Origin of the sequence: Variovorax cryoconiti (assembly GCF_051216395.1) — a bacterium.
GTDB lineage: Bacteria > Pseudomonadota > Gammaproteobacteria > Burkholderiales > Burkholderiaceae_C > Variovorax.
The window spans coordinates 182,013-197,384 of record NZ_JBPJZI010000009.1; the positions used below are offsets into that span (position 1 = coordinate 182,013).

Below are 15,372 nucleotides of genomic sequence, written 5' to 3' on the forward strand. Positions count from 1 at the left end.
CCTGGACGCGCCGGCCATGAACGAGCCGATGCCGCCGCTTGTCGAGGCGCCCGTTGCGAGCGGCGGCGGCGATGCCGGTGCAGCCGCTGCGCCCTCGAGGTTCAGCCCCGCCAGGCAGCAGCGCATCTTCGCCATCGCCTTGGCCGTGGTCGTGTTGTTGCTGTTGCTGGTGGCGGGCTCCGCCATCCTGCGCGCCGACCGCTTGGCGCAGCAGGTGGCATCGACCGGCCAGTCGCTGATGCAGTCGCAGCGCCTTGCCAAGTCGGTGTCGCAGGCCCTGGTGGGCAACGCGGCCGCCTTCGCCGAAGTGCGCGACAGTTCGGACGACCTGGCCCGCCGGGTGCAGGGCCTGGCCAACGGCGACGACGCGCTCAACCTGGAGCGCGTGGGCGGCCAGTACGACGCCGACCTCGCCAAGATCACGCCGCTGGTCGAGCGGGCCGACAAGAGCGCCAAGGCGGTGCTCGCGCAGCAGCAGATCCTCACGCAGGTGGGCGCCGCGCTGCGCGACATCAACCGCCAGTCCTCCGACCTGCTCGAGATGGCCGAGACGGTCGCCTCCATCAAGATGCAGCAGAACGCCACCATCCCCGAGATCGCCGCCGCCGGTCAGCTCGTGATGCTGACGCAGCGCATCGGCAAGTCGGCCAACGAGTTCCTGACGGTCGAAGGCGTGAGCCCCGACGCCGTGTTCCTGCTCGGCAAGGACCTGAACACCTTCCAGGAGGTCTCGCGTGGCCTGCTCGACGGCAATGCCCAGCAGCGCCTGCCGGGCACGCGCGACGCGCAGGCCCGCCAGCAGCTCGAAGCCATCCTCAAGACCTACGAACAGACCCGCACGCAGGCCGGCGCCATCCTGGGCAACCTGCAGGGTCTGGTGACCGCCCGCGAAGGCCAGTCCACCATCCTGGCGGACAGCGAACCGCTGCGCCTGGCGCTGGGCGAGCTGCAGGTCAAGCTGTCCGAGCGCACCGGTCTGGGTGTCGGCACCATCGCCACCCTGTTCATCCTGTCGCTGGCCGCGCTGGCCCTGGCCGGCGGCATCGGTTTCGTGCAGGTGCGCGAAGGCCGCGAACGTGCCCTGGCCGCCGAGCAGGAGCGGGTCGAGGCCGAGCGCCTGAGCGAAGAAGCCAGCCGCGTGAACAGCGCCAACCAGGCCGCCATTCTTCGGCTGATGAACGAACTGCAGACGGTGGCCGAAGGCGACCTGACGCAGGAAGCCACCGTGACCGAGGACATCACCGGCGCCATCGCCGACTCGGTGAACTACACGGTGGAAGAACTGCGCCTGCTGGTGGGCAACGTGCAGAACACGGCGACCCGGGTGGCACACACCACGTCGCAGGTGGAAAACACCTCGACCGAACTGCTGGCGGCCTCGACCGAACAGCTGCGCGAGATTCGCGAAACCGGCCAGTCGGTGCTGACCATGGCCGAGCGCATCAACGGCGTGTCCTCGCAGGCGCAGGAATCGGCCACGGTGGCGCGCCAGTCGCTGAAGGCCGCCTCGTCGGGCCTGCAGGCGGTGCAGAACGCCATCGGCGGCATGAACGCCATCCGCGACCAGATCCAGGAAACCTCCAAGCGCATCAAGCGCCTGGGCGAATCGTCGCAGGAGATCGGTGAAATCACCGAGCTGATCTCGGACATTACCGAGCAGACCAACGTGCTGGCGCTGAACGCCGCCATCCAGGCCGCCTCCGCCGGGGAAGCCGGTCGCGGCTTCTCGGTGGTGGCCGAAGAAGTGCAGCGGCTGGCCGAACGCTCCGCCGACGCCACGCGCCAGATCTCGGCGCTGGTGAAGGCGATTCAGACCGACACGCAGGACGCGGTGGGCGCCATGGAGCGCTCCACGCAGGGGGTGGTCGAAGGGGCCAAGCTGTCCGACACCGCGGGTACCGCGCTGTCCGAGATCGACCGCGTGTCGCGCCGTCTGGCCGAGCTGATCGAGCAGATTTCGCAGTCGGCGTCCCGCGAGGCCGATTCGGCCAACGTGGTGGCCGCCAATATCCAGCACATTTTCGCGGTGACCGAGCAGACCGGGGAGGGCACGCGCACCACGGCCCAGCAGGTGCGGGAGCTCTCGCACATGGCCGAGGAGCTGCGCCAGTCGGTCGCGCGCTTCAAGATCGCCTGACCCGCCGAGCGCCCAACGTGCCGATGCCCGTGCCCGCCAACGCCCCGAACCCCGGCACGTCGCCGGCCACCCAGGATCTCGGGCCATTGGCCTGGGTCATCGACGAAATCCAGAAGACGCTCGACGGCGCCGGCAAGGCGCTGCGCCGCTTTGCCCGCGAGGGTGCCGCGGAGCCCGACACCGGCCCGTTGCGCCTGGCGCGCCAGCAACTGCACCAGACCGTGGGCGCGCTCACGATGGTCGGCCACAAGGCGCCGGCCTTGGTGGTGGGCGCGATGGAGTTCGCAGTCCAGCGCTACATCGACGAACCGGCCGGCTGCAGCGAAGCGGCGGTGCTGAAACTCGACCGGGCCGGCTTCGCCGTGGCCGACTACCTGCATGCGCTGCTCGGCGGCAAGCAGGTGTCCTCGGTCGGGCTGTTCCCGCAGTACCGCGACGTGCTCGAGATGGCCAGCAGCGACCGCGTGCACCCGGCCGACCTCTGGACCCACGCCTGGCGCTGGGCCGAGATCAAGCCGTCGCCCACGCAGACCGCGCTGGTCTACGACCCGGCCGTGCGCTCCAAGCTCGACCGCGAAGTGCTCAAGATCGTCAAGAGCGGCGACGACCGCGCCGCCCGCCGCCTGTATGAGCTCTGCCTGGGCCTGGCCCGGGGCTCGTCGGTGCCGCGCGTGGTCAGTTTCTGGACGCTCGCCGCCGGCTTCTTCGAGGCGCTGGGCGCCGCGCTGCTGCCGGTCGACGTCTACGTGAAGCGTGCGTCCTCGCGCGTGCTGCTGCAGTACGCCACGCTGGCGCGGGGCGACTCGGCCGTGTCCGAACGCCTCGGGCAGGACCTGCTGTTCTTCTGCGCGCAGGCCGCGCCCGCCGCGCGCGACGAGGTTGCGACCCTGCGCCAGGTGCGCCAGGCCTGGGGCATCGCCGACGACGAGCCGACGGTCGACTACACCGTCGAGCAGTTCGGCCGCTTCGACCCGCTGGTGCTGGTCCAGGCGCGCAAGCGCATCGAAGCCGCCAAGGAGATGTGGTCGGCGCTCTCGGCCGGCGACGTCTCGCGCACCCGCCAGGTGGCCGACACCTTCGTGCAGCTGGGCGAATCGCTGCAGAAGCTGCATCCGCCGAGCCTGCCGATGGCGCAGGCGCTCAACAACGCGGTCGATGCGTCGCTGCGCTCCGGCGTGCCGCCGAGCACCGAACTCGGCCTCGAAGTGGCGACGGCCGTGCTCTACCTCGAGGCCGCCTTCGAAGACCTCGACCCGCACGACCGCCAGCTCACCGCACGCACGGTGCAACTGGCCGGCCGCATCGAACGCGTGCGCGACGGCGGCCAGGCCGAGCCGCTCGAGCCGTGGATGGAAGAGCTGTACCGCCGCGTCAGCGACCGCCAGTCCATGGGCACCGTGGTCGACGAACTGCGCGCGCACCTCGGCGAGCTCGAAAAGTCGCTCGACCAGTTCTTCCGCCGCCCGCACGAGCGCAGCGCGCTGCGCACCGTGCCGAGCCAGCTGCTGCAGATGCGTGGCGTGTTTTCCGTGCTCGGCCTCGACCAGGCCGCGCAGACCGTGCAGCGCATGCGCGAGAACGTCGACCACCTGCTGGAGACCTCGTCGCCCACCGACGAGGCCCGCGACTTCGACTCGCTCGGCAACAACCTGGGCGCCCTCGGTTTCCTGATCGACATGCTGGGCTACCAGCCCGCCCTGGCCAAGCGTCTCTTCGTGTTCGACGCCGAGCTGGGCGAACTCAAGCCGCTGATGGGCCGCAGCGCGGAGGCCGCGGCGGCCGACGCCAGCGTGCCCGATGCCACCGCCGCCACGTCCGCGGCGGCTGCCGCCGGGCCGGTGCTGAGCGTCGAGGAAGTCGACGCGCAGATCGCCGCCAAGCTCGCGGCGCTGGCCGCACCGAGCCGCAAGGCGGCCACCCCGATCGAGGAATTCAGCCGCGCCGCCGACAGCTGGACCGCCAAGATCGTCGGGCCGACGGCCTTGCCCGACACCGAGGTCAACGAACTCGACGAAGACGACCTGCAGAACATCTTCCTGGACGAGGCGCGCGAGGTGCTGGAGAACGGCGACGCCGCCGTGTCGCTGCTCGCCGAAGACCCGACCGACGTGAGCGAGCTCACCGTCCTGCGGCGCGCCTTCCACACGCTCAAGGGCAGTTCGCGCATGGTCGGCCTCACGGCCTTCGGCGACGCCGCCTGGTCCTTCGAGCAGGTGTTCAACACCTGGCTGGCCGACCAGCGCCCGGCCACGCCCGAGCTGCTGAGTGCCACCGAACGCGCGCTGAAGGACTTCTCCGCCTGGGTCGGCGCCATCGCCGCCGGCCAGCCGCACGACTGGGAGCCCTCGGCCTTCAGCCGTGTGGCCGAGGCCTTGCGCAGCGGCGATCCGCTGCCGCCGCCCGCGGCCATCGCGCCCCATGCCCTGGCCGTCGCGGCGCGCCACATCGCCGCCGAAGCGCCGCCCGCACCACTGCCGGTGGTCGAAGAAGCTGCGCCCGAGCCCGTCATCGAGGCGCCAGTCGCGGAGGCACCCGCACCCGACGCGCGCCGCGCCAGCGAAATGGACGACGACTTCGCGTCCACCGACTTCCTCGATTTCGCACCGCGGGACGTGACGCCGGCGGCCGAATTGCCACCGCCCGTCGGCGGCGAGGACATCGATTTCTTCGAGACCGCGCACGCGTCCATCGACCCGTTCCGCGTGCCGACGATGACGCTGGACTTCGACCTCAGCGAGTCCGCACCGCTGGAAGCCCCCGTCGGGCCGCGCGCCACGCCGGCACCGGCCGTGCTGCCGCCGCTGCCCGACCTGTCCTTCGCGACGCCGGCATCGGCACCTGCCGAGACGCCGGACGAGCCCGATGCGGCCCAGGAAGAACTCGACGCACTCGCCAGCCTGCTGGCCGCGCCGGCGGCACCCGTCGATGCGCCGGTGGAAGTGCCGGCAACCGACGCGCTCGGCATCCCTGACGTCGAGCCGGCGCCCGAACCCGCCGCGTCCAGCGCCGACGACGCCGTCAAGGCGATCGGCCCGCTGCGCATCGGCATCGCGCTCTACAACGTCTACCTCAACGAAGCCGACGAGTGGTCGCGCCAGCTCGCCACCGACGTCGGCGAATGGGCGCTGGAGCCGCACCTGCGCATCGGCGATTCGACCGTCGCGCTGGCGCATTCGCTGGCGGGCAGCTCGGCCACGGTCGGCTTCCAGGGCCTGTCGGGCATGGCCCGGCTGTTCGAAGCCGCGCTCCAGCACCTGCACCGGCAAGGCCGCGGCACGGCGGAGCAGGGGCGCGTGCTGGTGGCGGCGGCCGACGAGGTGCGTTACCTGCTGCACCAGTTCGCCGCGGGCTTCCTGCGTGATCCGTCGGACGAGACGCTGCAGGACCTGCGCGACGTCGCCGCGTCGCAACTGCCGGCCGACGCACCGGACAGTGGCCCGGCGCCGCTGGGCTTCGCCGCCACCCGCGCCGACGTGTTGCTGGACGATTCCGACGACGCCTACGACCTGGCCGATTCGGTCGACGTCGACCTGTTCCCGATCTTCGAGGAAGAGGCCGCCGAACTGATGCCCAAGCTGGGCGGCGCGCTGCGCGACTGGCTGGCCGACCCCGCCAGCGATGCGCCGCGGGCGTCGGTGCTGCGGACGCTGCACACGCTCAAAGGCAGTGCCCGGCTGGCCGGCGCGATGCGCCTGGGCGAACGTGCGCACCGCATGGAGTCCGAGATCGAGGCCATCGGTGCCCAGGGCGCCGACCGCATGGCCGTCGAGGCACTGCTCGCCCGCTTCGACGCCCTCCAGTCCACCTTCGATGGGCTGCGCGGCATCGGCGACGGCGACGCACCGCCGGACGACGCGCCCTTCGTGGCGCCGACGCCGGTGGCCGCACCGGTGGTCGACGCCGCGACGCGTGTCGCGAGCCCGGAGACGACCGCCGCCAACGAGTCGCCAGCGGCAGCGCCGGCGGTGCGCACCGGCACCGTCGCCGTGCCGCTGCCGTCGATGCTCGTGCCGCTGCGCAGCAGCGCCTCGCAGCAGGCGGTGCGCATCCGCACGCAATTGCTCGACCGCCTGGTGGCCCAGGCCGGCGAGGTGATCATCACGCGTTCGCGGCTGGAAGCCGAGCTCAACCAGCTGCGCGGCTCGCTCGGCGACCTGACCGGCAACCTCGACCGCCTGCGCCAGCAGCTGCGCGACATCGAGGTGCAGGCCGAAAGCCAGATGCAGTCGCGCCTGGCCCAGGCCAAGGACTCGCAGCAGGGCTTCGACCCGCTCGAGTTCGACCGCTTCACCCGCGTGCAGGAACTCACCCGCATGATGGCCGAGTCGGTCAACGACGTGGCCACCGTGCAGCGCACGCTGCAAAAGACGGTGCAGGCGACGGAAGACGACCTGTCGGCCCAGGCGCGTCAGACACGCGAGCTGCAGCGCGGCCTGCTGCGCACGCGCATGGTGGAATTCGAAGGCATCTCCGACCGCCTCTACCGCGTGGTGCGCCAGGCCTCGAAGGACACCGGCAAGCAGGTGCGCCTGGACATCGTCGGCGGCTCCATCGAGATGGACCGCGGCGTGCTGGAACGCATGACGCCGTCGTTCGAGCACCTGCTGCGCAACAGCGTGGCCCACGGCATCGAGAGCGCCGCGGCGCGCGAGCAGGCCGGCAAGGAGCCGAGCGGCCTGATCGCCATCGAGCTGCACCAGGAAGGCAACGACGTCTCGGTCAGCTTCCGCGACGACGGCGGTGGCCTCAACCTGGAACGCATCGCGCAGCGTGCACGCGCCCTGGGTCTCGCGGCCGACGGCGAGGTGCTGTCGCCCGAAGCGGCGGCCGAGATGATCTTCAAGCCCGGCTTCTCGACCGCCGAGCAGGTGTCGGAACTGGCCGGCCGCGGCATCGGCATGGACGTGGTGCGCGCCGACGTGGCAGCGCTCGGCGGCCGTATCGAAACGCACAGCACGCCGGGGCAGGGAACGAGCTTCAAGCTGGTGCTGCCGCTGACCACCGCCGTGACGCACGTGGTGATGCTGCGCGCAGGCGGCACGTCGATCGGGGTGCCGTCCAACTTGGTCGAGCTGGTGCAGCGCGTGAGCGCGGCCGAGCTCGACGTGGCCTACGCGAACCAGCAGTACCTCTTCGCCGGCACGCCCGTGCCTTTCTACTGGGCCGGCGCGCTGCTGCAGTCGTCCGTCCGCAGCGACGCGTCGGGCAGCAAGACGCACGCGATCGTGGTGGTGCGCAGCGCCGCCCAGCGCGTGGCGCTGCACGTGGACGAAGTGCTGGGCAACCAGGAAGTCGTGGTCAAGAACCTCGGCCCGCAGCTGTCGCGGCTGCCGGGCATGGCGGGCATCTCGGTGCTCGCGTCCGGCGCGGTGGCGCTCATCTACAACCCCGTGGCGCTGGCCGCCGTGCATGGCGACCAGGCCCGGGCGATGCAGCAGGCGGGCAGCGCCGCTGCCGCCGCGGGACCGGGCGGGGCGCAGACAGCGGCCGCGCCGGTGGTGGTGCAGGAGGCGCCGCTGGTGCTGGTGGTCGACGACTCGATCACCGTGCGCCGTGTCACCCAGCGCATGCTGCAGCGCGAAGGCTACCGCGTGTCGCTCGCCGCCGACGGCCTGCAGGCGCTGGAGCGGCTGCAGACCGAGCGTCCGGCGGTGGTGCTGTCGGACATCGAGATGCCGCGCATGGACGGCTTCGACCTGGCGCGCAACATCCGCGCCGACGCGGCGCTGGCGCATCTGCCGATCATCATGATCACCTCGCGCATCGCCGAGAAGCATCGCGAACACGCGGCGCAACTGGGCGTGAACCACTACCTGGGCAAGCCCTACTCGGAAGACGAACTGCTCCGGCTGGTGCGCACCTACGCGCAGGTCGAGGTCCCGGCCGCGGCCTGACGCGGCAAGGCCGAGGGTCGGGCGGGCCCCTACGTGGGCAGCCCGGCCCGCACCAGGTCGACCTGCCGGTTGCAGCCCATCTTGTCCTTGATCATCGCGATCTGCTTGCGCACGGTGTGGATGGACACGCCGCGCGCTTCTGCATGCTGCGCCGGCGACTGGCCTGCGATCAGCGCACCGAGCACCCGCTGCTCGGCGGCCGTGAGGTCGTAGGCCGGCCCGAGCGTGCGCAGCCGGGCGTCGATCGAATCGGGTGCAGGTCGGATGCGCAGCAGCAAGAGCGCCTCGTTGCCCAGTCGCGCGATCCGCGCCGCCGGCGCCAGGTCGATCTGGCAACCCGCCACCTCACCCTCGTCCGGCAAGGTCAGCGTGAGCCGGCGGTCGCGCTCGGCGACGCTGGCCAGCGCGCCGTAGAGCGCCTCGCGCAGGGCGGGTGCGGCATGCCACAGCCGGCCCTGCCGGATGCGCAGGATCTGGTTCAGCGCGAACCAGGCCTGGGCGCGCGGCGACTGCCGCAGCACGGTCCCCGTGCGGCTGACCACGCAGAGGGCTTCCTCGAAACCGTCGAAGGCCGACTCGGTGGCAGCGAACCAATGCTCCGTGGCGGTCCGGCGCTGCTGCACGGCCTGGCCGATGGCGCTCGCCAGTGCCGCCCCCGCACCCTGCCCGAGCTGCCGGCGCCCGGTCTCGCGCGGCTCGGCGCGTTGCACCGTCAGCCCGCCGTGGCGGGTCGGCGACTGTTCCACGAGCAGCGTGAGCATCTGCCGCATGCGGTGTCGGCACATGAAGTCGACGTAGTAGCCGTTGCGCGAAAGCGTGTTCGGGCTGAACAGCTCCGCCGTGTCAAACCAGGTGCCCTCCGGCGATCCGGTGGTCGCGGGCGTCACGATGTCGTGGGCGTGGTAGTGCGCCACGTAGTCCTGCTCGGCGGCCGCCGAGATGCCGCGCTGCTGGCAGTCGAGCAGCTCGCCGGTGCGGCTGAAGAGGACGAAGCTGGCGCTGTCGCCGCCGATCAACTGGCGGGCACCCTCCAGCACGTCCCCCCAAGGCGGCACGGCGTCGCTCAGGTGATGGGCCGCTTCCAGGGTGCGATGGAGCACGGGGTCTTGGATCACGAATACCTCCGCAGGCTGTCCTCGATCAGTCGCCTCCCTGCACGGACCCTACGCGCCCGCGGTGCGCCGTCAATCCCTCGAACAGGGGATGTAGGAATCGGCGTACATGGGCGCGCAGTGGCCCCGGAGCGTCTCAGTTGTGCGCTGCAACGGCATCATCCAAAGTGATGACGTCCTGCAGCGTTTAGGCCTCAGTGGCCCGCGGCCACCTTGCGCACCACGCCGTAGCGCTGCAGCGTGCGCTCGCGTGCCTCGGCGTGGTCGACGATCGGCTTGGGGTAGTGCTCGCCAAGGGTCAAGCCGGCCGCTTCGAGCTCGACCGGCGAGGCGGTCCACGGCGCATGGATGACCTTGTTCGACAGCGGTGCCAGTTGCGGCAGGTAGCGCCGGATGAATTTGCCCTCGGGGTCGAAGCGTTCGCTCTGCGTCACCGGATTGAAGATGCGGAAGTAGGGCTGCGCGTCGCAGCCGCTGGAACTCGCCCACTGCCAGCCGCCGTTGTTGGACGACAGCTCGAAGTCGTTGAGGTGCAGCGCGAAGTAGGCCTCGCCACGGCGCCAGTCCAGCCCCAGGTCCTTGCAGAGGAAGCTCGCCACCACCATGCGCAGGCGGTTGTGCATGTAGCCGCTCTGGTTGATCTGCAGCATGGCGGCGTCGATCAGCGGGTAGCCGGTGCGCCCCTGGCACCAGGCGTCGAAGAGCTGGTCGGCATGCTTGCCGTGGTGCCAGATGATCTTGTCGTACTCGGGCCGGAAGCTCTTGCCTTCGGCGAGGTGTGGGTTGTGCGCCAGGATCTGGAAATAGAAGTCGCGCCAGATCAGTTCGCTCAGCCAGGTCGCGGCGCCGGCGTTCCCCTGCAGCGACAGCTGGTGCGCCACGCTCGCCAGCTGGCGGATCGACACCGTGCCGAAGCGCAGGTGCACGCTCAGGTAGCTCGGCCCGCGCACGGCCGGGAAGTTGCGCGCCGCGTCGTAGCGGTCGATGCGGTCGAAGAAGTCCTCGAACAGCGCCGCACCGCCCTGCGCGCCGGTGGGAATCTCCAGCGTCCGGAGGTTGGTCGCCTCGAAGCCGATGTCTTGCAGGGAAGGCACCGGCGCGTCGTAGCGGGCGGGCGGTGCGATCAGCGATTCGGCGTACCCGCGCGAGGGGTAGGGCTTGAGGAAGAAATCGTCGACCTTGGCCAACCAGGCGCGCTGGTAGGGCGTGAACACGGTGTAGGGCTGGCCGACTTTGGTCAGCACCTCGTCGCGCTCGAACACCACCTGGTCCTTGGCCGTGTGGAAGGCGATGCCGGCATTCGCCAGCGCACCGAAGACTTTCGCGTCGCGCGCAATGGCCGCGGGCTCGTCGTCGCGGTTGGCGAACACCGCCTGCACGTCCAGCGCATGGGCCAGCTCGGGAAGCTCGTCTTCGGCGATGGCGTGCCGCACGATGAGCCCGCCGCCCAGCGAACGCAGGTCCGCGTCGAGTTCGACCAGCGATTCGCGGATGAACTCCACGCGCCGGTCGGCGCGGGGAAGGCTGTCGAGAATGGCCTTGTCGAAGACGAAGACGCAGACCACTTCGCGGCAGGTGCGCAGGGCGCGCCACAGGGCCGCGTTGTCGTCCACGCGGAGGTCCCGGCGGAACCACATGAGACCTTTGGGATAGGTTTTGTCGACGGCCAGTAAAATCGGAGGCATGTCTTCCGATTCTGCCCCGATGAACCTCACGCATCATTTCCTGATCGCGATGCCGGGGCTGGCGGACCAGGTGTTCAACCGAAGCGTGGTCTACCTCTGCGAGCACAGCGAGCGCGGCGCGCTCGGCCTCGTCATCAACAAGCCCAGCGACATCAACCTCAAGGTGCTGTTCGAGAAGATCGAGTTGCACCTCTCGCGCCCCGAGCTCGGCAACGCGCCGGTGTTCCAGGGCGGCCCGATGCAGACCGAGCGCGGCTTCGTGCTGCACGAGCCGGTCTTCGCCGACGCCGACAAGCCCGAGGAATCGGTCTATGCGTCGACCATGACGATCCCCGGCGGCCTCGAGATGACCACGTCGAAGGATGTGCTGGAGGCACTGGCCACCGGCGCCGGTCCGCGCAAGGTGCTGGTGTCGCTCGGCTATTCGGCCTGGAGCGAGGGCCAGCTCGAAAGCGAACTGGCCGAGAACAGCTGGCTCACCGTCGGTGCCGACCCGGCCGTCATCTTCGACACGCCCGTCGAGCAGCGCTACGACAAGGCATTGCTGCTGCTGGGGCTGGAGGCCTGGAAGCTGTCGCCGGACGCCGGCCACGCATGAAGGCCGTCATGCCAGATGCCTCTGTGTCTGCCTCCGCTCCTGCGCCTACCGCTCCCGTCCCGCCCCATTTCCAGAGCTTCCTGGCCTTCGACTACGGCCAGAAGCGCACCGGCGTCGCCACCGGCAACCGGCTGCTCGGCACCGCGTCGCCGCAGCCGACCATCAAGGCCGAGGGCGACGCGCGCTTCGTGCAGGTGGCCGTGCGCATCAAGGAGTGGCAGCCCGACGCGCTGGTGATCGGCGTGCCCTTCCATCCCGACGGCGCCGCCCACGACAACACCCGCGCCGCACAGAAGTTCGCGCGTCAGTTGCGCGGCCGCTTCAACCTGCCGGTGTACGAGGTCGACGAACGCTACAGCACGACCGAGGCGCTCGCCTCCGGCGCTCGCGACGCCGACGCCGCATCGGCCTGCATCATCCTTGAGCAATTCCTGAGGAGCCTTCCTTGAACGCCATCCCCGAAGCGCAGGCGCTGTACCGCGACCTGCTGACCGGCGTGACCGCGCTGATGCGGCCCGACACCCGCCTGGTCGGCATCACCTCCGGCGGCGCCTGGCTGGTCGAGCGCCTGCAGAAGGACCTGGGCCTGGCGGGTGCACCCGGCGTCATCTCGTCCGCCATGCACCGCGACGACTTCGCGCGCCGCGGCCTGTCGTCGAGCGCGCAGACCGCACTGCCCTTCGACGTGAACGGCGCCGACGTGCTGCTGCTCGACGACGTGCTCTACACCGGCCGCACCATCCGCGCCGTGCTCAACGAGCTGTTCGACTTCGGCCGGCCGGCGTGCGTGCGGCTGGCGGTGCTGGTCGACCGCGGCGGTCGCGAGCTGCCGGTGGCGGCCGATTTCGCGGCGGCGACACTCACGCTGCCGGCCACGCAATCGCTGGCCCTGGCGCGCAGCGAGAGCGGCGCCTTCAGCTTCGACGTGAAGGAGGTCTGAGGTGCTTTACAAGCGCAATCCACAGCTCAACCAGCACGGCGAGCTGATCCACCTGCTCTCGATCGAGGGCCTGCCGAAAAGCATCCTCACGCACATCCTCGACACGGCCGCGAACTTCACCAGCGTCTCTGATCGCGAGGTGAAGAAGGTGCCGCTCTTGCGCGGCAAGAGCGTGTTCAACCTGTTCTTCGAGAACTCGACGCGCACCCGCACCACCTTCGAGATCGCGGCCAAGCGGCTGTCGGCCGACGTGCTCAACCTCGACATCGCGCGCTCGTCCGCGAGCAAGGGCGAGTCGCTGCTCGACACCATCGCCAACCTCTCGGCGATGGCGGCCGACATCTTCGTCGTTCGCCACAGCGAGTCGGGCGCGCCCTACCTGATCGCGCAGCACGTGGCACCGCACGTGCACGTGGTGAATGCCGGCGACGGCCGCCATGCGCATCCGACGCAGGGGCTGCTCGACATGTTCACCATCCGGCACTACAAGAAAGATTTTTCGAACCTCACGGTCGCGATCGTCGGCGACGTGGTGCATTCGCGCGTGGCGCGCTCGGATATCCATGCACTCACGACCCTGGGCTGTGCCGAGGTGCGCGTGGTCGGCCCCAAGACGCTCGTGCCCGGCGACATGGCCGGCATGGGCGTGCGGGTGTGCCACACGCTCGAAGAGGGCATCAAGGACTGCGACGTCGTCATCATGCTGCGGCTGCAGAACGAGCGCATGAGCGGCGCGCTGCTGCCGTCGAGCCAGGAATTCTTCAAGACCTACGGCCTCACGCCCGAGAAGCTGCAACTGGCCAAGCCCGACTGCATCGTGATGCACCCGGGCCCGATCAACCGCGGCGTCGAGATCGACTCGGCCGTGGTCGACGGCAAGCAGAGCGTGATCCTGCCGCAGGTCACTTTCGGGATCGCCGTGCGCATGGCCGTGATGAGCATCGTGGCCGGGAACGAAGCATGAACCTCCTCATCACGAATGGCCGGGTGATCGACCCGGCCTCGGGCCTCGACCGGCTGTGCGATGTTGCCATCGCCGACGGCAAGATCTTGTCCATTGGCAGCACGCCGAGCGACTTCCGGGCCGAGCGCACGCTCGACGCATCGGGCTGCATCGTTGCCCCCGGCCTGGTCGACCTGGCGGCGCGCCTGCGCGAACCGGGCTACGAGCACGAGGGCATGCTCGACAGCGAGATGACTGCCGCGGTGGCCGGCGGCGTGACCAGCCTGGTCTGCCCGCCCGACACCGACCCGGTGCTCGACGAGCCCGGCCTGGTCGAGATGCTGAAGTTCCGCGCCGAGAAGCTGCAGCGTGCGCGCCTCTTTCCGCTGGGCGCCGTCACGCGCAACCTGGCCGGCGAGGTGCTGACCGAGATGGTCGCGCTGACCGAAGCCGGCTGCGTCGGCTTCAGCCAGGCCGACGTGCCGCTGACCAACACGCAGGTGCTGCAGCGCGCGCTGTCGTACGCTGCCACCTTCGGCTACACGATCTGGCTGCGTCCGCAGGACCGCGACCTGGGCAAGGGTGTGGCCGCCAGCGGCGCGCTCGCCACGCGCCTCGGTCTGGCCGGCGTGCCGGTCGCGGCCGAGACCATCGCGCTCTTCACCATCTTCGAACTGATGAAGAGCACCGGCGCCCGCGTTCACCTGTGCCGCCTGTCGAGCGCGGCCGGCGTGGCGCTGGTGCGCGCCGCCAAGGCCGAGGGCCTGCCGGTGAGCTGCGACGTCAGCATCAACTCGCTGCACCTGACCGACACCGACATCGGCTTCTTCGACAGCCGTGCCCGCCTGAACCCGCCGCTGCGCCAGCAGCGCGACCGCGACGCGCTGTCGGCCGCGCTGGCCGACGGCACCCTCGACGTGCTGGTGTCCGACCACACGCCGGTCGACGCCGACGCCAAGACGCTGCCCTTCGCCGAGAGCGAACCGGGCGCCACCGGCCTGGAACTGCTGCTGCCGCTCGCGCTGCAGTGGGGCGAGCGCAGCGGCGCCGGTCTGGCGCGTGCCCTGGAGGTCGTGACCTCGGCGCCCGCGAAGCTGATCGGCGCACCCGGCGTCGGTGCACTGTCCGCCGGCGCTGCCGCCGACGTGTGCGTGATCGACCCCGCCATCGAATGGCAGGTCGACGCCGACGCACTGCGCAGCCAGGGCAAGCACACGCCCTTCATCGGCTACGCGATGCAGGGCCGCGCGCGTTTCACGCTGGTGGGCGGGCGCGTCGTGCACGAGGCCATCAGCGCCGACTGACGCCATGCGTTCGCTCCTCGCCTGCTGGAAGCTGCTGCGCGCCGTCGCGCACATGGTGGGCGGCTGGTGGACCATCCGCTTCGGCTTCGCCGCGCTGTCGCAGCCCGAGCGCGACGCCCGTGTTCAGCGGTGGGCCGAACGGATGCTCGCCATCATGGGCATCCGGCTGGAGGTGCAAGGCACGCCACCGGCCACCGGGCCGGCGCTGGTGGTGTGCAACCACCTCTCGTGGCTCGACATCGTGGCCGTCCATGCCGCGCGCCATGTGCGCTTCGTCTCCAAGGCCGGCGTGCACCACTGGCCGATCGTCGGCACGCTGGCCGTCGGCGCCGGCACGCTCTTCATCGAGCGCGAGAGCCGGCGCGATGCCCTGCGCGTGGTGCATCACATGACCGAGGCTCTGCGCAACGGCGACCTCGTGGCGGTGTTCCCCGAAGGCACCACCAGCGACGGCCGGGGCGTGTTGCCCTTCCACGCCAATCTGCTGCAGGCGGCGATCGTCTCCGGCGCGCCGGTGCTGCCGGCCGCGCTGCGCTTCGCCGACGCCGCCACGGGCGAGACCAGCCCGGCCCCGCTCTACGTGGGCGACGACAGCCTGGTCGGTTCGTTGTGGCGCACGCTCACGGCACCGCCGCTCCTGGCGGTGGTGCGCTTCGGCGACCCGCAGCCCGCGGCCGACCGCGACCGCCGCGCCTGGGCGCAGTCGCTGCACGCCGACGTGGTGGCGCTGCGTGACGCCACGCGCATCGCTGGTTAGAC

General features: G+C 70.5%; 10 protein-coding genes. 8 read left to right on the top strand and 2 right to left on the bottom strand.

Annotation, left to right across the window (positions count from 1 at the left end; all coding sequences use genetic code 11):
- The first annotated feature begins 16 nt into the window (after positions 1-16).
- Positions 17-2,137, top strand: coding sequence for a methyl-accepting chemotaxis protein (locus tag ACSFA2_RS20560; RefSeq protein ID WP_435457238.1), 2,121 nt, complete (start codon positions 17-19; stop codon positions 2,135-2,137).
- A gap of 23 nt (positions 2,138-2,160) precedes the next feature.
- The gene (locus ACSFA2_RS20565) at positions 2,161-8,031 is read left to right on the top strand and encodes a hybrid sensor histidine kinase/response regulator (RefSeq protein ID WP_435457181.1); all 5,871 of its coding nucleotides are present in this window, start codon (positions 2,161-2,163) and stop codon (positions 8,029-8,031) included.
- A gap of 29 nt (positions 8,032-8,060) precedes the next feature.
- Here the strand turns inward: ACSFA2_RS20565 and ACSFA2_RS20570 are convergent, their stop codons facing one another.
- Together ACSFA2_RS20570 and ACSFA2_RS20575 are read right to left on the bottom strand one after the other, a co-directional pair.
- Entirely contained in the window at positions 8,061-9,131 is a 1,071-nt protein-coding gene (locus tag ACSFA2_RS20570) for a helix-turn-helix transcriptional regulator (protein ID WP_435457182.1), read from the bottom strand.
- Positions 9,132-9,337: 206 nt separating this feature from the next.
- Complete coding sequence (locus tag ACSFA2_RS20575; protein WP_435457183.1) at positions 9,338-10,828, bottom strand: cryptochrome/photolyase family protein; 1,491 nt, start codon at positions 10,826-10,828, stop codon at positions 9,338-9,340.
- Here ACSFA2_RS20575 and ACSFA2_RS20580 point away from each other — a divergent pair.
- The 6 genes from ACSFA2_RS20580 to ACSFA2_RS20605 are packed head-to-tail and all read left to right on the top strand — an operon-like array spanning position 10,827 to position 15,370.
- The gene (locus tag ACSFA2_RS20580) at positions 10,827-11,426 is read left to right on the top strand and encodes a YqgE/AlgH family protein (protein WP_435457184.1); all 600 of its coding nucleotides are present in this window, start codon (positions 10,827-10,829) and stop codon (positions 11,424-11,426) included. The genes ACSFA2_RS20575 and ACSFA2_RS20580 overlap by 2 nt on opposite strands.
- Positions 11,423-11,875 carry a Holliday junction resolvase RuvX gene (gene ruvX / locus ACSFA2_RS20585; RefSeq protein WP_435457185.1) on the top strand — a complete coding sequence of 151 codons (453 nt, stop codon included), beginning with the start codon at positions 11,423-11,425 and terminating at the stop codon, positions 11,873-11,875. The genes ACSFA2_RS20580 and ruvX overlap by 4 nt, the downstream gene beginning before the upstream one ends.
- Complete coding sequence (pyrR, locus tag ACSFA2_RS20590; protein ID WP_435457186.1) at positions 11,872-12,366, top strand: bifunctional pyr operon transcriptional regulator/uracil phosphoribosyltransferase PyrR; 495 nt, start codon at positions 11,872-11,874, stop codon at positions 12,364-12,366. The genes ruvX and pyrR overlap by 4 nt, the downstream gene beginning before the upstream one ends.
- 1 nt (position 12,367) lies before the next feature.
- Positions 12,368-13,330 carry an aspartate carbamoyltransferase catalytic subunit gene (locus ACSFA2_RS20595; RefSeq protein WP_435457187.1) on the top strand — a complete coding sequence of 321 codons (963 nt, stop codon included), beginning with the start codon at positions 12,368-12,370 and terminating at the stop codon, positions 13,328-13,330.
- Entirely contained in the window at positions 13,327-14,613 is a 1,287-nt protein-coding gene (locus tag ACSFA2_RS20600; protein ID WP_435457188.1) for a dihydroorotase, read from the top strand. Before ACSFA2_RS20595 ends, ACSFA2_RS20600 begins: the two co-directional genes overlap by 4 nt.
- A gap of 4 nt (positions 14,614-14,617) precedes the next feature.
- Positions 14,618-15,370, top strand: coding sequence for a lysophospholipid acyltransferase family protein (locus ACSFA2_RS20605; protein ID WP_435457189.1), 753 nt, complete (start codon positions 14,618-14,620; stop codon positions 15,368-15,370).
- The last annotated feature ends 2 nt before the right edge of the window (positions 15,371-15,372 follow it).